Genomic DNA, 16622 nt, shown 5'->3' on the forward strand with positions numbered 1-16622 from the left:
CGCGGCGGCTACCGTGGCGGCGTGCGCCCCCGGCCACCCCGACCCCGTCCCCTGCCCCGGAGCTGTTGTTGCTGACCGCTCTCGGTCTGCTCGCCGTCGTGGCGCTCATCGCTGGGAACGCCTGGTTCGTCGCCGCCGAGTTCGCGTACGTCGCCGCCCGTCGCGGGCGACTGGTCGAGGCCGAGGAGTCCGGCGACCGTCGCGCCCCCAGGGCGCTACAGGTGCTCGGCCGGCTGTCGTTCATGCTCTCCGGCGCGCAGCTCGGGATCACGGTCACGTCGCTCGTCGTCGGGTTCATCGCCGAGCCGACGCTCGGTGCGGCGCTCGAGCCGGTGGTCGGGTGGCTCGGCGTGAGCGAGCGGGCCCGGCCGGGCATCGCGCTCACCGTCGGGTTCGTCGTCGCCACCGCGGCGCAGATGGTGTTCGGCGAGCTGGCGCCGAAGAACCTGGCCATCGCCCGCCCCGAGCCCGTCGCCCTCCGCCTGGCCCGGGGCCTCGTCGTCTTCCTCAAGCTGGCCCGACCGGTGATCCGCCTGTTCGACGGCGCCGCCAACCGGCTGCTGCGCGCCCTCGGCATCGAACCGGTCGAGGAGCTCCACGGCGGCGTGCACCCCGAGGAGCTGCCGCTCATCGTCGACGCGTCGTCGGCCGCCGGGTCGCTCACCGCGAGCCAGGCCGACCTGCTGCGTCGGGCGCTCGAGTTCCGCGACCTCGACGCGCGCGAGGTGATGGTGCCGTGGAACCGGGTCGTGACGATCGGGGCCGACGCCACCGGCGGCGACCTCCAGGACCTGCTCGACGCGTCCCGCCACATGCGCTTCCCGATCGTCAACGAGGTCGGCGAGGTGGTGGGCATGGTGCACGCGAAGGACCTGCTGGCCGTCCCCGTGGAGCGGCGGCACGAGGTGGCGCTCACCGACCTGTCCCGACCGGTGCTGGCCGTGCCCGAGAGCTCCGACCTCCACCGGGTCCTCGCCGAGCTGCGCGGGTCCGCCAGCCCGATGGCCATCGTCGTCGACGAGCACGGGGGCACGGCGGGCGTGCTCACGATCGAGGACCTCGTCGAGGAGCTGGTCGGCGACATCGGCGACGAGTTCGACGAGGACGAGGGCCCGCGTCTCGAGGTGCTCGACGACAGCTCCTGGCGCCTCCCGGGGGACCTGCGGCTCCACGAGGTCGAGCGCGAGACCGGCGTCGAGATCCCGGAGGGCCCCTACGACACGGTGGCCGGGTTCGTGATGGACCAGCTCGGCCGGATCCCCGAGGTCGGCGACGAGGTCGACGCCGCCGGGCTGCGGGCGCGCGTGGTCGAGATGGACGACCGGCGGGTCCTCACGGTCGACCTCCGCATCGACGAGCCCGCCGACGCCGATGAGGGGACGGGACGTTGAGCACCCCGATCGCCCTGCTCATCGCCGTCCTGCTGCTGGCGGCCAACGGGTTCTTCGTCGCCGCCGAGTTCGCTCTGCTCGCCGCCCGCCGGTCGCGGATCGAGCAGCTCGCGGCGGAGGGGGACCGCCGCGCCCAGCACGCCCTCGCCGGCCTCCGCGAGCTGTCGCTGATGCTCGCCGGCGCCCAGCTCGGCATCACGATGTGCTCCCTCGGCCTCGGCATCATCGCCGAGCCCGCCGTGGCCTCGGTGTTCGAGGACCTCCTCCACGACCTCGTCGACCTGCCGAGCGGTGTGAGCCACGCCATCGCCTTCGCCCTCGCCCTGTCGATCGTCGTGTTCCTGCACATGGTGGTGGGCGAGATGGCGCCCAAGTCGTGGGCCATCGCCCACCCGGAGCCGTCCGCGCTGCTCCTCGCTCGTCCCTTCCGCCTGTTCGCGGTGGTGTTCCGTCCGTTCATCCGGGCGCTCAACCTGGCCGCCAACGGCGTGGTGCGGTTGGCGGGCGTCGAGCCTCAGGACGAGCTGGCCATGGCCCACTCCTCGGCCGACCTGGTGCTCATGCTCGACGAGGCCGCGGAGGAGGGGTCGATCGAGGTCGACGAGCACGTGCTGCTGGCCCGGTCCCTCGAGCTGTCGGGGCTCGACGCCGCGGCGGCGATGACCCCGCGGCCCCGGGTCGTGAGCGTGGCCGAGACGGCCACCATCGACGAGATCGAGCAGATCGCCGTGGCCACCGGTCGGTCCCGCATCGTGGTCGTCGGCACCGACCTCGACCACCCGGTCGGGGTGGTCCACGTGCGCGACGTGCTGACCCACCGCGACGGGCGCGACGCCACCGCCGGCGACCTCGCCACCCCGGTGCTCGTCGCACCCGACGGCCTGCCGCTCGAGCTGCTGTTCCTCCGGATGCGGGAGGAGCGCCGCCACCTGGCCCTCGTGGTCGACGAGCACGGGATCGTCCTCGGGCTCGTCACCATGGAGGACGTGCTCGAGGAGCTCATCGGCGAGTTCGAGGACGAGACCGACCGGCGTGCGCGCCGCGTCCGCCGCCAGGGCGACGGGTCCTACCTCGCGGCGGGGTCCCTTCGGATCGACGAGGTGGCGTCGCGGATCGACGTGTCGATCCCCGAGGGCGACTGGGACACGCTCGCCGGGTTCCTCATCAACCAGCTCGGTCGGGTGCCGACCGAGGGTGACGCCGTCGACACCGCCACGGCGTCGTTCGAGGTCGTGGCGATGGACGGCGTCGCGGTGCGCGAGGTGCGGATCCGGCGCCGCGCCCGCAGGGGCACGACGCCGGACCCCTCAACGCCGGAGTGACCCCCGGCGGCCCTTCGGCCGCTCGGTGTCGTCGTAGCGCAGCGCGATGCCGGCCTCGGGACCGATCGCCCGGAAGGTCATCGACTCCTCGAGGTAGAGGCGGACGGTGTCGTCGTCGTGGGACAGGTAGCCGATCGAGACGTCCTGGCCGAGCGTGAGCTCGAAGTCGCCACCCCGCTGGCTGATGACGACGGCGCCGTTGACCGACGGGGCCCACACGATGGGGCCGTCGAGGATGTGGCGCACGTGCTCGAACACCGGGTAGCCGCCCCGCTGGGTGGTCTCGACCACGCCCTGGTAGCAGCGGGGTCCGAGCGCGATGGCGTAGGGGCCCTCGACCCCCTCGAACTTCAGCTTGGCGACGGCCTTCGCGACCGACGACGGGTAGTCCTCGTAGTCGTCGGTGATGCGGATCGGCTCGTGCGGCGACGCCGAGGCGATGCCGTCGATGCCCCCGGCGGCGTAGCCGTCGAACACCGCGGCGTCCTCGGCCAGGGCGACGCGCCGGGCGGCGTCGGCCACCGGCTCGAGGTCGGGGTCGTCGGCGCCGCGATCGACGGCTTCGAGCTCGCGTCGGGCCAGCTCGAAGCTGGCCCGCAGCTCGACGAGCGGCTGGACGCGCCGCACGCGCCCGGTCACGCCGTCGTGGGGCCCGGGCGCGAGCTCCTCGGTGCGGCCGGTGGGCACGGCGTCGTGCTCCCATCCCGCCGGGCCGTCGAGCTCGACGAGCTTGCGGGCGGCCATGAACTGGCGCAGGACGCTGCGGGCCTCGTCGCGGATCTCGGCCCACGCGCGGTCCGAGACCGGTGCGAGCTCGCGGTGCAGGTGGTTCATCGGGCGACCTCCCGCAGGCTGCCGATGCCGAGCGAGCCGTCGTCGGCCGGGCCCTCGGTCGCGCCGCCGCCGACCGCCTCGTCCTCCACGGCGAGGATGTCGCCGTCGGTGAACAGGTAGGTGCGCAGCTCCTGGTCGAGACGGGGGTCCCGACGTCGGAGCCACTCGAGCATCATCGCCGCGTGCTCCTTCTCCTCGTCGCGGTTGTGGGCGAGCACCGCCGCGAGGTCGGGGTCGGAGGTGGCGTTGATCCGCTGGTCGTACCAGTCGACCGCCTCCAGCTCCTCCATCAGGGAGATGATCGCCCGGTGGCGGTCCATCGTCTCGGGGTCGAGGAGCTCGGCTGGCTCGTGGTAGCCCTCGCTGGCCACGGGCACCTCCATGTCGTCGGGATCGTGTGGGTCGGGATCGTGGTCGGACGCGTCGTCCGGTCCTGCCCTCGCCATGCTGGCACGAACCGCGGATCAGGCTCCCGTCGCCGGGCCGTCGACACGACGCCGGGCGACCTCGGCCTCGATGCGGCGGAGGCGCCCCTCCCACTCCCTCGCACGGGCGTCGAGCCAGCCTGCGGCGTGGTCGAGGCGCTCGGGAACGACCGCGTGGCGGGCCTCGCGGCCCACCTTGTCGACCCGGGTCAACCCCGCGGAGCGCAGCTGGTCGAGGTGCTTGGCGACGGCCTGGCGCGTGATCGCCAGCTCGTCGGCCAGCCGGGTGGCGGTCGAGGGGCCGCCCTGGGTGAGCAGCGCGAGGATCCGGCGGCGGGTCGGGTCGCCGAGGGCGTCGAAGACGTCGTCGGACGCCAAGGTGGTCAGGCGGTGCCGACGCACGCGAGGCGCGGCGCCAGGAGGGCCAGCTCGATGCCGGCGGCGCGCCACGCCCACGGCGCCCCCGCGATCGACGCCCGGGCGGAGAGCGGGGCCTCGGTGATCGTGAGGGTCGTCGTGCCGTCCCCACCGCCGTGGCCGGAGGGGGTCAGCACGACGTCGACGCGGTGCCCCGTGTCGGGGTCGTCGCCCTCGGGCCACCAGACGAAGGTGAGGCGGCGGCCGGGGTCGACCTGCTCGACCCGGCCCACCTTGCGGACGCCGGTCTCCACGTCGGCGACGTCGAGCGCGGCGCCCGACTCGGGGACGAGGTGGCTTCCCTCGCCCAGCCACGATGCCACGCCGTCGGGCGACGTGAGCGCCTCCCAGACGAGGTCGGGGTCGGCGTCGAGGTCGGTGGCGGTGCGGATGGCGTCGTCGCTCATCGCCGCATCGTACCCGCAACCGGATGGTTGCGACAGGGTCGAGACGGTGGCACACTCGCGCAACCGTCCGGTTGCGGAATGCGGCCGGCGCCACGACAAGGAGATCCTCCCCATGAGCGGCTACCTCGTGCCCACCGTCGTCGAGCGGACGAGCAACGGCGAGCGGGCCTTCGACGTCTACTCCCGCATGCTCGACCAGCGGGTCGTCTTCCTCGGCACCCAGATCGACGACGCCTCCGCCAACCTCGTCGTCGCCCAGCTGCTCCACCTCGAGGCCCAGGACCCCGACCGCGACATCCAGCTGTACATCAACAGCCCCGGGGGGTCGGTCACCGCCGGCTTCGGCATCTACGACACCATGCAGTACATCGCTCCCGACGTGGCCACCACCTGCGTCGGCCAGGCCGCCTCGTGGGCCGCCGTCCTGCTCGCCGGGGGCGCGCCGGGCAAGCGCGCCGCGCTGCCCAACGCCCGGGTCCTCATCCACCAGCCCCACGGCGGCGCCGAGGGCCAGGCGAGCGACATGGCCATCCAGGTGCGCGAGATGCAGTTCGCCCGCGAGCGCGTGGAGGAGCTGCTCGCCGAGCACACCGGCCAGCCGCGGGAGCGGATCGCCGCCGACATCGAGCGCGACTACATCGTCCGGGGCGAGGACGCCGTGGCCTACGGGCTCGTCGACCACATCGTCGAGCGCCGCCGGCTCCAGCCCGTCTCCGCCGCCTGCTAGACGGGGGAGGTGCAGAGCCTCCTCCTCCTCGCCACCGACTCGCCGCTCGGCGACGGCGCCATCGACAACTACGTCATCGACTCGTCGGTCCACGTCACGACGGGCGTGCTCGTGCTCGTCGCCATGGTCGCCACGACGATCCAGCTGTGGCGGTTGGCGCTGGCCGGGAAGGGCGTCGATCGGTTGGCGCGGGTGCTCCTCGCCGCGGCGCAGATCACGCTGGCCGTGCAGGCCCTGCTCGGCATCAAGCTGCTCGACCAGGGCCAGGGCGTGGTCCAGCTCTACATCCACTACCTCGGCGGGCTCGCCCCGCTCGGCCTGTTCATCGCCGCCGGCTGGTTCGCGTGGCGTGACAGGGTCCGCCACACCCGCGTCCTCGCCGTGCTCGCCACCATCGGCCTGGTCTCGGCCGTCATGGCGTTCACCATCGGCCAGGAGTACGCCAACCGGGGCGTCTGAGCGGCGGTCCCGTCGCGGTCGTTGGCAGGTCTGCCGCTGGCCGGGACCGGCCACGCCGCGCATGCTGGCCGCCATGGAGCACACCGACGGCGGGCCGGCCCGCGACCCCGACATCACCCCCGACACCAAGGACTGGACCTGGGTCCTCACCGCGGTCTGTCCGGAGTGCGGCTTCGACGGGCGAGCCGTCGACCCCCGCCAGGCGCCAGGGGAGATCCGGCGCATGGCCGGCGCGCTGGCCGCCGTCCTCGACCGCAACGACGTCGCCGTCCGCCGTGCCCCCGACCGGTGGAGCGACCTCGAGTACGTCTGCCACGTCCGGGACGTGTGCCGTGTCTACGACCGTCGGCTCGAGCTGATGGTGACCGAGGACGACCCGCTGTACCCCAACTGGGACCAGGACGCGACGGCGGTCGAGGACGCCTATGCCGCGCAGGACCCGGCGGTCGTCCGGACCGAGCTGCTCGACGCGGCCGACGACCTCGCCCGCCGCTACGAGGCGCTCGCCGACAGCGAGTGGGACCGGCCCGGACGTCGGGACGACGGGGCGAGCTTCACCGTCGAGTCGATGACCCGCTACCTGCTTCACGACCCCCACCACCACCTGGTCGACGTCGGCGTGTCGTGAGACGGGGCGCGCCCCGCCGTTAGCGTGGCCGTCGTGCTCATCGCCCAGGACCCCGACGCGATCCCACCCGAGGCCTTCGACGCGTGCGGCGAATCGCCCAGCTGGTGGTGTCGCCAGGTCCTCGACTGGACCGGCAACGAGTCGCTCGCCACCGCAGCGGAGTGGCTGATGGCCCGACCGCTGAAGATCGCCCTCATCGCGGTCGTGGCCTGGATCCTGAACCGGCTCCTCCGGCGCGCCATCAACCGGTTCGTGCGCCGGATGGCCGATCCCCAGGTCCCCGGCATCGGGGAGACGTTCGGCCGCTTCACGCCGGGGGTGCTCGCGCCGACCTCCGAGGTCCGCATGCGCTCCGCCGCCCGGGCCGAGACGATCGGCTCGGTGCTGAAGAGCATCGGCACGTGGCTCATCTGGGGCCTGGCCATCCTGATGGCCCTCGGCGAGCTCGACATCAACCTCGGCCCGCTCATCGCCGGCGCCGGCGTCGCCGGCATCGCGCTCGGCTTCGGTGCCCAGAGCCTGGTCAAGGACTTCCTGTCGGGCATCTTCATGATCATCGAGGACCAGTACGGCGTGGGCGACGTCGTCGACGTCGGGGAGGCCATCGGCGAGGTCGAGGGCCTGACGCTCCGGACCACCAGGCTGCGGGCCATCGACGGCGCGGTCTGGCACGTCCCCAACGGCGAGATCCGGCGGGTGGGCAACATGTCGCAGCAGTGGTCCCGGGCGCTCCTCGACATCGAGGTCGCCTACGGGACCGACATCCCCCACGCCCGCACGGTCATCGAGCAGGTCGCCGACGAGGTGTTCCGGGATCCGGCGTGGACCCGGACCATCCTCGAGCCCCCGGAGATCTGGGGCGTGGAGCGGCTGGGGGCGGACGGCATCGCCATCCGCCTCGTCCTGAAGACCAAGCCGGGTCAGCAGTGGGGGCTGCAGCGGGAGCTCCGGGGCCGGCTGAAGGACGCGTTCGACGCCGCCGGCATCGAGATCCCCTTCCCCCAGCGCTCGGTCTGGGTGCGTGAGGGCTCGGCGTCGGCCCTCACCGGCTCGGGCGGCGCCGACGGCACCCCGCCGGCCGAGTCCTCGGCCACCTCTCCGCCGCGGGCCGCGACCGACGGCGGTGGCCGCGAGGCCGACATGCCGCCGGCCAAGGGGGACCCCGCCGAGCCGCCTCCCGGCTGATCAGGCGTCGGCGGGTTCGGGCACCAGCTCGACCTCGACCGTGACGCCCTCCGCGCCTTCGGCGACGGCCGTCTGGAGGTCCCGCAGGGCGCCGGCCTCCTTCACGTCCGCGGCCGCCCGCTCCAGCGCGGCGATCGCCTCGGGCCCGGCGGTGACGACGGCGCGAGCGACCTCGGTGCGCAGCGACCGCTTGGCCTCGGTCTTGGCCTTGCGGATCTCGGTGAGGGCCGCCGCGGCTGTCGACACGAGCAGCGGGTCGGCCTCGGCGGCACCCCCGAGCTCGTCGGTGGTGGGCCACGGTGCCCGGTGGACCGAGCCCTCCCGCCACCACGACCAGACCTCCTCGGTGGCGTAGGGGAGGAAGGGCGCGAACAGGCGGAGCAGCGTGGAGAGGGCCAGCTCCAGCGCGGTGGACGCCGAGCGAGCGGCCTCGGGGCCGGCGGCGCCGTAGGCCCGGCCCTTCACCAGCTCGAGGTGGTCGTCGCAGAAGCTCCAGAAGAACGCCTCGGTGCGCTCGAGCGCCCGGGCGTAGTCGAAGCCCTCGAAGGCCCGGGTGGCCTCCTCGACCAGCTGGGACAGCTGGGCGAGCATCGCCCGGTCGATGGGCTCGGTGACCGCTGCGGGGTCCATCGAGCCGTCCCCGCCGAGCCCGAGGGCGAACTTCGAGGCGTTGAGGACCTTGATGGCGAGCCGGCGCCCGACCTTCATCTGCCCCTCGTCGAGGGCGGTGTCGGTGCCCGGTCGGGCGCTCGCCGCCCAGTACCGCACGGCGTCGGAGCCGTGGCGGTCGAGCACCTCGTGGGGGGTGACGACGTTGCCCTTCGACTTCGACATCTTCTTGCGGTCGGGGTCGAGGATCCAGCCGTTGATCGTCGTGTCGGACCACGGGACGAGGCCGTGCTCGAAGTGGGCCCGGACGACGGTGGCGAAGAGCCAGGTCCGGATGATCTCGGGGCCCTGGGGGCGCAGGTCCATCGGGAAGGTCCGCGCGAACAGGTCCGGGTCGTCCTCCCAGCCGCAGGCGATCTGCGGGGTCAGCGACGAGGTCGCCCAGGTGTCCATGATGTCCAGCTCGCCGACGAAGCCGCCCGGGGCGCCGCGCTGGTCCTCGGTGAAGCCGGGCGGCACGTCGTCGGAGGGGTCGACCGGCAGCGTGGCTTCGTCGGGGACGAGCACCTGGTCGTAGAGCGGCTCGCCGTGGTCGTCGAGGCGGTACCAGACGGGGATGGGGACGCCGAAGAACCGCTGGCGGCTGATGAGCCAGTCGCCGTTGAGGCCGTTGACCCAGGCGTCGTAGCGGGCCTTCATGAACTCGGGGTGCCACCCGAGCTCCTCGCCGCGCCGCAGGAACGCGTCGCGCAGCTCGGCGTCGCGGCCGCCGTTGCGGATGTACCACTGGCGGGTGGTGATGATCTCGAGGGGCTTGTCGCCCTTCTCGTAGAACTTCACCGGGTGGGTGATCGGCGACGGCTCGGCGAGGAGCTCCCCTGAGGCCGTGAGCATCTCGACGACCTTCTTCTGGGCCGAGAACACGGTGAGGCCGACCAGCTCGGCGTAGCGGTCGGCGGCCTCGCCCTCGATGCCGTCCGGCGGCGTCGCGAGCACGCGCCCGTCGGGGCCGAGCACCGGGCGGACCGGCAGCTGGAGCTCCCGCCACCAGGTGACGTCGGTCGTGTCGCCGAAGGTGCAGATCATCGCGATGCCCGACCCCTTCTCGGGATCGGCCAGCTCGTGGGCCACGACGGGCACCTCGACGCCGAACAGCGGCGTGGTGACGGTGGTGCCGAAGAGCGGCTGGTAGCGCTCGTCGTCGGGGTGGGCGACGAGGGCGACGCACGCGGGGAGCAGCTCGGGCCGGGTCGTCTCGATCGCGACGTGCTCGCCGTCGGGGCGGTGGAAGGCCAGCCGGTGGTAGGCGCCGGGACGCTCGCGGTCCTCGAGCTCGGCCTGGGCCACCGCGGTGTGGAAGGTGACGTCCCACAGCGACGGGGCGAAGGACTGGTAGGCCTCGCCGCGTGCGAGGTTGCGCAGGAAGGCGCGCTGGGCGGCCCGCTGGGCCCGCTCGCCGATCGTGGCGTAGGTCAGCGTCCAGTCGACGCTGAGGCCGACCTTGCGCCACACGTCCTCGAAGACCTTCTCGTCCTCGTCGGTGAGCTGGAGGCACAGCTCGACGAAGTCCGGGCGCGAGATCGGCACCGCGCGATCGCCGGGCTCCGCCGGCGGCCGGAAGTCCGGGTCGTGGTGGAGCGACGGGTCGCAGCGCACGCCGAAGTGGTTCTGCACGCGCCGCTCCGTGGGCAGGCCGTTGTCGTCCCACCCCATCGGGTAGAAGACCTCGTCGCCCTTCATGCGGCGGTAGCGGGCGATGCTGTCGGTCTGCACGTAGCCGAAGACGGACCCCATGTGCAGAGAGCCGCTGACCGTCGGCGGCGGGGTGTCGATCGAGAAGACCTCGTCGCGCCCCTTCGAGCGGTCGAAGCGGTAGGTGCCCTGCTCCTCCCATACCGCGTCCCAGCGCTCCTCGAGGCCGTCGAGGGAGGGCTTCTGGGGCACGTTGCGGGGGGCCGGGGCGTTCACCTCGCCAACGCTACAAGCCGTGTCGCGCCTGGTCAGATGCGCTGCGCGTCGCGTCGGTCACGTCCACGGCTCGCCCGGGAGGTGCGTCGTCTGCTCGCCGGCGACGACGACGCGGTTCCCGCCCGAGGCCTTCGCGAGGGCGACGGCGAGCTCCGCGGTCTCGACGATCGCCTCGATCGAGTCGCCCTGGTCGGAGTCCGAGACCCCGCAGCTGACCGTGAACGGACCGAGGTCCCCGGTCGAGAGGTCGAGCACCAGCGCCTCGCGGACCCGCTCGAGCGCGTGGGCGGCGTCGATCGCCGACGTGCCCGGGAAGACGACCGTGAAGACGTCGCCCGCGGTGCGCCCGACGACGTCGCCGGGCCGGACGGTGCGGGTGAGGGCCTGGGCGTAGAGGCGCAGGGCCCGGTCGCCCACGTCGTGGCCGTGGACGGCGTCGTAGTCCGCGAAGCGGTCGAGGTCGCAGACGGCGAGGCTGAAGGGGACGAGGTCCCGGACCAGCCGGCGGATCGACTGCATCGTGCTGCGTCGGTTGAGGACGGACGTGAGGGGGTCGGTCCGTGCCGGCTCGTCGAGGCCCGGTTCGTGGCGCAGGGCGAGCTCGGCGCCGAGCAGGTGGGCCACGACCTCGAGGGCGCGGACGAGCGTCGCGTCGAGGGGATGGCCGACGGGCCCGGTCCAGTGCAGCGCGGCGAACACCTCGCGACCGTGGGCCACGGGGACGCAGACCGCGCTCACCGGGTCGTCGACGTCGCGGAGGTGCGTGCAGGCGTCGACCTGCCGGCTGCTCGGAGTGACGACGGTGGCGGGGCCGCGGACGGCGAGGCACTCGGCCGGGGCGAGCGCCGCACCCAGCCGTGCCCGGAGATCCGGGTCGAGGGCCAGGTCGGGCCCGTGCTCGAAGGTCCGGACGGTGACGACGTCGGGGAGCGCGGCGTCGAGGGCGGCGGCCACGGCACGCACCGCCTCGTCGTCCGAGGCCGCGACGGCGAGGGCGCGCCGGGTCCGGTCGACGAGGTCGACCCTGGACCGCAGGTGGGCGAGCTGGTCGCGGTCGGCGCGGCGCATCGTCCTCCTCGTCGGCAGGTGGGGCCCGCAGTGCAGGGTTGGGACCGATCCCGTTCGGGTCGGGCTGCGGGCGCTGAGTACCGTGGCGGCGTGATCCGCCTGTTCGACACCGCCAAGGGGGCCGTCGTCCCCCTCGAGACCCGTGAGCCCGGCAAGGTGTCGATGTACGTGTGCGGGCCCACGGTGTACGGCCCCCCGCACGTGGGCCACGGGCGCAGCATGCTCGTGTTCGACGTCCTGCGCCGCTACCTCGAGTGGTCGGGGCTCGAGGTCCGCCACGTCTCGAACATCACCGACATCGACGACCAGATCATCAACCGCGCCGAGCGTGAGGGCCGCACGCCCGAGGCCGTGGCCGAGGAGTGCGAGGCGCTGTGGTGGGAGGGTGCCGACTCGATCGGCGTCGCCCGGCCCCACGACGACCCGCACGCCACCGACTGGGTCGACCAGATGGTCGAGATGATCGGCACGCTCGTCGACCGCGGCCTGGCCTACGTGATCTCCGACGGCGTCTACCTCGACACGTCGAAGGTCGAGGGCTACGGCCTGCTCGCCGGCCAGGACGTCGCCAGCCTCCAGGCCGGCGCCCGCATCGAGGCCAACGACGAGAAGCGCCACCCGATCGACTTCGTGCTCTGGAAGCTGGCGAAGCCGGGTGAGCCGACGTGGCCGTCCCCGTGGGGCGAGGGGCGCCCGGGCTGGCACACCGAGTGCGTGGTGATGTCGCTCGGCCTGCTCGGCGACGGGTTCGACCTCCACGGCGGCGGCGCCGACCTGCGGTTCCCCCACCACGAGAACGAGCGCGCCCAGGCCGTCGCGCTCGGTCGCGACTTCGCGCACCACTGGATGCACCACGGCTTCGTCGAGATCGAGGGCGAGAAGATGTCGAAGTCCCTCGGCAACTTCACCAACCTCATCGACCTGGTGCGCACCACCGACCCCCGCGCCTACCGGCTGCTCGTGCTCCAGTCGCACTACCGATCGCCGATGGAGGTCACGAGGGACACCATCGCCCAGGCCCGTCAGGGCATCGCCCGCCTCGACGCCTTCGCCCGCAACATCGCGGGCCTGGCCGAGGGCGTCGAGCCCGACGCCGCGGTCCTCGACCGCTTCCGTGCCCTGATGGACGACGACCTCAACACCGCCGGCGCGCTCTCGCTGCTCTTCCAGGCGGTGCGCAGCGTCAACCAGTCGCTCCAGATCGAGGACGTGGCCGGCGCCGAGCCCCAGATCGCCGCGGTGCGCTCCATGTGCGTGGCGCTCGGCCTCGAGCTGTCCGAGGCCCCCGACGAGGTACCTGCCGAGATCGTCGCCAAGGCCGAGGAGCGCGAAGCCGCCCGCGCCGCGCGCGACTTCGCCCGGGCCGACGCCCTGCGCGACGAGATCACCGCGGCGGGCTGGATCCTCGACGACTCCCCGCAGGGCACCACCATCCGTCGCGCCTGACCCGCGCACGCGAGCGGGGTCAGCCGGAGGGGCGACGCCGGAGGCGGACGAGTCCCTCCTGGGCCACCGACGCGATGTGCGTGCCGTCGGAAGCGAAGAAGCTCCCTCGTCCCAGGCCGCGCGAGCTGCCGATGCCCGCGCCCTCGAGCACCTCGAGGTGCCACTCGTCGGCTCGGAACGGCCGGTGGAACCAGAGCGCGTGGTCGAGGCTGATCGAGCTGACGTGCTCGGTGTCCTCGGGACGGACGTCGCCGTCCTCGGTGTCCTCGGGTCGGGCGGTGCCGTCCTCGGTCCACGGCGTGTGCTGCGGGTGCAGCTCGCGGACGGGCTCGATCGGGATGTCGTCGGACGCGTACGCCAGCGCGCAGGCGTGCAGGACGGGGTCGTCGCCGAGGTCGGCGCCGACGCGGAGCCACGCGAGGGCCTGGCCGTCGGCGGGGCCGGGCACCGACCGCCGGTCGAAGAACGGGCTCCAGGTGTCGTCGTCGAGCTCGTCGGGCGCCGCCACCGTCGGCATGTCGACGGCCTGGACGTCGGGGGACTCCTCGGCGGTCTGGAACGACGCGATCATCGTGAGGATGGCGCCGTTCGACTGGCGGGCCACCACCTGGCGGGTGACGAACGAGCGGCCGTTGCGCAGCCGGTCGACCTCGAAGCGGATCGGCTCGGTGTGGTCGCCGGGCCGGATGAAGTAGGCGTGGAGCGAGTGGGGGAGGAAGCGATCCTCGACGGTGTGCCCGGCGGCGCGCAGGGCCTGGGCGACGATCTGGCCGCCGTAGAGCCCGCCCCACGGGTACGCCGGGCCCGTGCCCACGTAGGTGTCGGTGCCGTGGGGTTCGAGCGCCATCATCTCGAGGAAGTCCATGGCCCGAGTCTGGTGCACGGCGGCGTCACGCTCCGACTCGATGACGAAGACATGTCGAAAGTCACATGCGCCGGTCGGATCGTCGCGGTACTGTAACGACCTCGTAACAGTCAGATGGCCCCTGGGCGGGGAAGCGAGCACTCGATGGTGTGGATGATGGTCCTGGTCGTCGCCGGCGGCACCGCGGCGCTGGTGGCGCTGATGCGGGGCGAGCGCGTGCGCATCCAGACGTCCGCGGGCGATCGCCCGGACGCCGTTTCGTCCTCGACGCCCCAGGGGTAGTCGGCCCGGACCGATCCCCCCACCGAGGAGACGTCCGATGGGCAGCAACGCCGATGACATGAAGGGTCGGGCGAAGGAAGCCGCTGGCGACCTCACCGACGACGACGAGCTGAAGAACGAGGGCAAGCTCGATCGGGCCGGTGCCAAGGTCAAGGAGACGGCGAACGACGCCGTCGACAAGGTGAAGGACGTCCTCAACCGGGACTGACGTTCACCGGTCCGGGCTGTCGGCGGACAGCTCGGCACCGATCGCCGCCAGCAGCGGCCGAGCCTTGGTCCGGCACTCCTCGAGCTCGGCATCGGGGTCCGAGTCGGCGACGATCCCGCCGCCGGCGCCCAGCCACACCGCGTCGCCGGCGGTCTCGAACGTGCGGATGGCGACGTTCCAGTCCGCACCGGCGAGCGGGCTCACGGCCCCCACCGCGCCGGTGTACACCTCCCGAGCCGTCGACTCGACCTCGGCGATGACCTCCATGGCGCGGATCTTCGGGGCGCCCGTGACCGAGCCCGGGGGGAAGCTGGCCCGCAGGAGCCCCCCGTCACCCACGTCGTCGCGCAGGTGGCCGACGACCTCGGACACGAGGTGCCACACCCCGGGATGGGGCTCGAGCTGCCACAGGCGTGGCACGGCGATCGAACCCGGGCGGCACACGCGCCCGAGGTCGTTGCGGACGAGGTCGACGATCATCACGTTCTCGGCCCGCTCCTTCGTGGAGCCCCTCAGCTCGGCGTGGGCCCGCGCGCTGCGGTCGGGGTCGGCGACGCGCGGACGGGTCCCCTTGATCGGGACCGAGGAGACGGACCGGCCCCGTCGGCGCAGGAACCGCTCGGGGGACAGGCTCGCCACCGCGCGCCCGTCGCCCACGTCGACGAACGCGGCGTGGGGAGGATCCAGGGCCTCGACGCCCCGTGCCCACAGATCGAGCGGGTCGCCGTCGAGTCGCGCCTCGAGCCGCAGGCACACGTTGGCCTGGTAGACGTCGCCGGCGCCGATGTGCTCGATGGTGCGCGCCACCGCGTGCCGGTGCCCGGCGTCGTCTGGCGCCTGAGCGAACGGACCGGCCTGGACCGCGCACGCCGGGAGCGGTGGGCGCGACAGTCGCTCCACCAGCACCTCCCTGCGCTCGGCGAGAGCCGCGGCGCGCTCCTCGGTCCACAGGGCCTCGAACCACCAACCCGACCGCGGGTCGTGGCGGAGGACGTGGTCGTACCAGCCGAGCCACCAGTCGGGGAGCGGGTGGGGGCGGTGCGGCCCGTCGGGCAGCCGCTCGACGAGCCGGCCCGCCCGGTAGCCCAGGTACCCGAACCACCCCCCGCCGATCGCTGCGCCCTGGTCGGGGGCGATGGCCGGTCCGGGGGCGTCGAGCGCGTCGAACGGGTCGGGGCCGCCGGGTCCCTCGGTCACCCGCACGGGCTCGGAGGCCAGGACCGCCACGCCGGGGGCGTCGAACCAGCGGCCGTGGAGCGCGACGGGGTGGCGGTCGGCGCGGAGGGTGCGCAGCGCCTCGACCGGTGAGAGCGTCGACGAGATGGGCGCGCGCACGACGGTCGAGGTCATCGGAGCGAGAGCCTACGGTCGGGGAACCAGATCGGTGACCGGAGCGTCGTATCCGCGAGCCCGCGCCGAGCGGGAACCTCCCCGACCCAGGAGACACCATGGTCCGTCGAGTCACGATCGCCCTCCTCGCCCTCGTCGCGCTCGTCGCCGCGTCGTGCGGGGACGACCCCGCCGACGAGAGCGGCGTCGGCACGGGAGCCGGCTCCGAGGACACCGCCGACCCCGCCGACGACGGCGACGGGTCGACCGACGGGCCGGGCGAACCGGTCCTCCTCGTCGACCTCGTCGGCGCCTTCACGACGGTGGAGACCAGCTTCCAGGGCGTGCCGATGATCGCCGTCTACGAGGACGGCACGGTCATCCAGCCCGGTGCCCAGATCCTCATCTACCCCGGGCCCGCCCTGCCCGCCGTGATGCGCTCGCAGGTCGACGCGGCCACCGTCGACGCCATCGTCGAGGCCGCCCGCGCCGCCGGTCTCGACCAGCCGGACCTCGACTACGGGCAGCCGCCGATCGCCGACGCCGGCGACACCGTCGTCACCGTCACCATCGACGGCGAGACCTACGAGCACCGCGCCACCGCGCTCGGCGTCGACGCGCTGCCCGAGCCGGGCCTCGAGGGCGACGCCGTCGATCCGCCGCTCGACGCCGCCGGGGACCTGACGCCCGAGCAGCAGGAGAACCGGGCGGCCCTGCGAGATCTCATCAGCGAGGTCAACGGGCTCGTCGGGGAGGGCACGGTCGAGGAGGCCGAGCCCTTCGACGCCGATCGCTACCGCCTGCTCGTCCGTCCCGCGTCGGAGATGGGCGTCGAGCCGGACATGGACCCCGCGCCGCCGGTCGAGTGGACCGTCGAGGGTGTCGAGCTCAGCCGCGCCGACTGCCTGCCCGTCGAGGGCGACGCCGTCCAGGACCTCGTGGCGCTCCTGACCGACGCCGATGCGCTCACCCGCTTCACCTCGGGTGGGGAGGAGTGGGCCGTCGTCGCCCGACCGGTCCTGCCCCACGAGGCGACCTGTCCCGACGCCTGA

At 73.4% G+C, this 16622-nt stretch carries 17 protein-coding genes and 2 pseudogenes; 11 read left to right on the top strand and 8 right to left on the bottom strand.

All coding sequences use genetic code 11. The features are described from left to right. Nucleotides 1–65: 65 nt before the first annotated feature. From GH723_RS04955 to GH723_RS19215, 3 genes and pseudogenes are all read left to right on the top strand, one after another. Nucleotides 66–1391, top strand: a complete 1326-nt coding sequence (locus GH723_RS04955; protein ID WP_229023076.1) for a hemolysin family protein — start codon at nucleotides 66–68, stop codon at nucleotides 1389–1391. Further along, a pseudogene (locus tag GH723_RS04960) lies at nucleotides 1388–2440 on the top strand (hemolysin family protein); the annotation flags it as partial. The gene GH723_RS04955 and the pseudogene GH723_RS04960, both read left to right, overlap by 4 nt. A 12-nt stretch (nucleotides 2441–2452) precedes the next feature. Continuing rightward, nucleotides 2453–2713 (top strand): annotated as a pseudogene (locus tag GH723_RS19215) (transporter associated domain-containing protein); the annotation flags it as partial. Here the strand turns inward: GH723_RS19215 and GH723_RS04965 are convergent. From GH723_RS04965 to GH723_RS04980, 4 genes are all read right to left on the bottom strand, one after another. After that, nucleotides 2699–3547: a family 1 encapsulin nanocompartment shell protein gene (locus GH723_RS04965; RefSeq protein WP_153758612.1), complete on the bottom strand. Its 849-nt coding sequence runs from the start codon at nucleotides 3545–3547 to the stop codon at nucleotides 2699–2701. The pseudogene GH723_RS19215 and the gene GH723_RS04965 overlap by 15 nt on opposite strands. Further along, nucleotides 3544–3930 (bottom strand): encapsulin-associated ferritin-like protein, encoded by a 387-nt coding sequence (locus GH723_RS04970; protein WP_153758613.1) that lies wholly within the window; start codon nucleotides 3928–3930, stop codon nucleotides 3544–3546. The genes GH723_RS04965 and GH723_RS04970 overlap by 4 nt, the downstream gene beginning before the upstream one ends. Nucleotides 3931–4011: 81 nt before the next feature. Beyond that, nucleotides 4012–4350, bottom strand: coding sequence for an ArsR/SmtB family transcription factor (locus tag GH723_RS04975; RefSeq protein ID WP_229023077.1), 339 nt, complete (start codon nucleotides 4348–4350; stop codon nucleotides 4012–4014). Between the two features lie 5 nt (nucleotides 4351–4355). After that, nucleotides 4356–4796: an SRPBCC family protein gene (locus tag GH723_RS04980; RefSeq protein ID WP_195210540.1), complete on the bottom strand. Its 441-nt coding sequence runs from the start codon at nucleotides 4794–4796 to the stop codon at nucleotides 4356–4358. A gap of 112 nt (nucleotides 4797–4908) precedes the next feature. Here GH723_RS04980 and GH723_RS04985 point away from each other — a divergent pair, with 112 nt between their 5' ends. The 4 genes from GH723_RS04985 to GH723_RS05000 all read left to right on the top strand — a co-directional run bounded on the left by GH723_RS04985 (nucleotide 4909) and on the right by GH723_RS05000 (nucleotide 7795). Then, nucleotides 4909–5523 carry an ATP-dependent Clp protease proteolytic subunit gene (locus GH723_RS04985; RefSeq protein ID WP_153758615.1) on the top strand — a complete coding sequence of 205 codons (615 nt, stop codon included), beginning with the start codon at nucleotides 4909–4911 and terminating at the stop codon, nucleotides 5521–5523. A gap of 9 nt (nucleotides 5524–5532) precedes the next feature. Beyond that, the gene (locus GH723_RS04990) at nucleotides 5533–5982 is read left to right on the top strand and encodes a hypothetical protein (RefSeq protein ID WP_153758616.1); all 450 of its coding nucleotides are present in this window, start codon (nucleotides 5533–5535) and stop codon (nucleotides 5980–5982) included. A 73-nt stretch (nucleotides 5983–6055) separates the two neighbouring features. Beyond that, nucleotides 6056–6610 (top strand): DinB family protein, encoded by a 555-nt coding sequence (locus GH723_RS04995; protein ID WP_153758617.1) that lies wholly within the window; start codon nucleotides 6056–6058, stop codon nucleotides 6608–6610. A gap of 33 nt (nucleotides 6611–6643) precedes the next feature. After that, nucleotides 6644–7795, top strand: coding sequence for a mechanosensitive ion channel family protein (locus GH723_RS05000; RefSeq protein ID WP_153758618.1), 1152 nt, complete (start codon nucleotides 6644–6646; stop codon nucleotides 7793–7795). On the opposite strand, the gene valS is transcribed toward GH723_RS05000, so the two are convergent. Next, a complete protein-coding gene (gene valS / locus GH723_RS05005; protein WP_229023078.1) occupies nucleotides 7796–10372 on the bottom strand; it encodes a valine--tRNA ligase in 2577 nt (858 codons plus the stop codon). It lies immediately after the preceding gene. 57 nt (nucleotides 10373–10429) lie between these two features. Next, nucleotides 10430–11440: a GGDEF domain-containing protein gene (locus GH723_RS18720; protein WP_153758619.1), complete on the bottom strand. Its 1011-nt coding sequence runs from the start codon at nucleotides 11438–11440 to the stop codon at nucleotides 10430–10432. A 90-nt stretch (nucleotides 11441–11530) separates the two neighbouring features. Here GH723_RS18720 and cysS point away from each other — a divergent pair, with 90 nt between their 5' ends. Next, nucleotides 11531–12886: a cysteine--tRNA ligase gene (gene cysS / locus GH723_RS05015; protein ID WP_229023079.1), complete on the top strand. Its 1356-nt coding sequence runs from the start codon at nucleotides 11531–11533 to the stop codon at nucleotides 12884–12886. 19 nt (nucleotides 12887–12905) lie between these two features. Here the strand turns inward: cysS and GH723_RS05020 are convergent, their stop codons facing one another. Then, the gene (locus tag GH723_RS05020) at nucleotides 12906–13751 is read right to left on the bottom strand and encodes an acyl-CoA thioesterase (protein WP_153758621.1); all 846 of its coding nucleotides are present in this window, start codon (nucleotides 13749–13751) and stop codon (nucleotides 12906–12908) included. A 144-nt stretch (nucleotides 13752–13895) separates the two neighbouring features. Here GH723_RS05020 and GH723_RS05025 point away from each other — a divergent pair, with 144 nt between their 5' ends. Both GH723_RS05025 and GH723_RS05030 read left to right on the top strand, forming a co-directional pair. Beyond that, on the top strand, nucleotides 13896–14033 hold the full coding sequence (locus GH723_RS05025; protein WP_153758622.1) for a hypothetical protein: 138 nt from the start codon (nucleotides 13896–13898) through the stop codon (nucleotides 14031–14033). A 37-nt stretch (nucleotides 14034–14070) separates the two neighbouring features. After that, a complete protein-coding gene (locus GH723_RS05030; protein WP_153758623.1) occupies nucleotides 14071–14241 on the top strand; it encodes a CsbD family protein in 171 nt (56 codons plus the stop codon). A 3-nt stretch (nucleotides 14242–14244) separates the two neighbouring features. Here the strand turns inward: GH723_RS05030 and GH723_RS05035 are convergent, their stop codons facing one another. Then, entirely contained in the window at nucleotides 14245–15591 is a 1347-nt protein-coding gene (locus tag GH723_RS05035) for an aminodeoxychorismate synthase component I (RefSeq protein ID WP_153758624.1), read from the bottom strand. 98 nt (nucleotides 15592–15689) lie between these two features. Between GH723_RS05035 and GH723_RS05040 the strand changes: the two genes are divergently transcribed. Then, a complete protein-coding gene (locus GH723_RS05040) occupies nucleotides 15690–16622 on the top strand; it encodes a hypothetical protein (protein ID WP_153758625.1) in 933 nt (310 codons plus the stop codon).

Source organism: Actinomarinicola tropica (assembly GCF_009650215.1).
Classification (GTDB): Bacteria; Actinomycetota; Acidimicrobiia; order Acidimicrobiales; family SKKL01; genus Actinomarinicola; species Actinomarinicola tropica.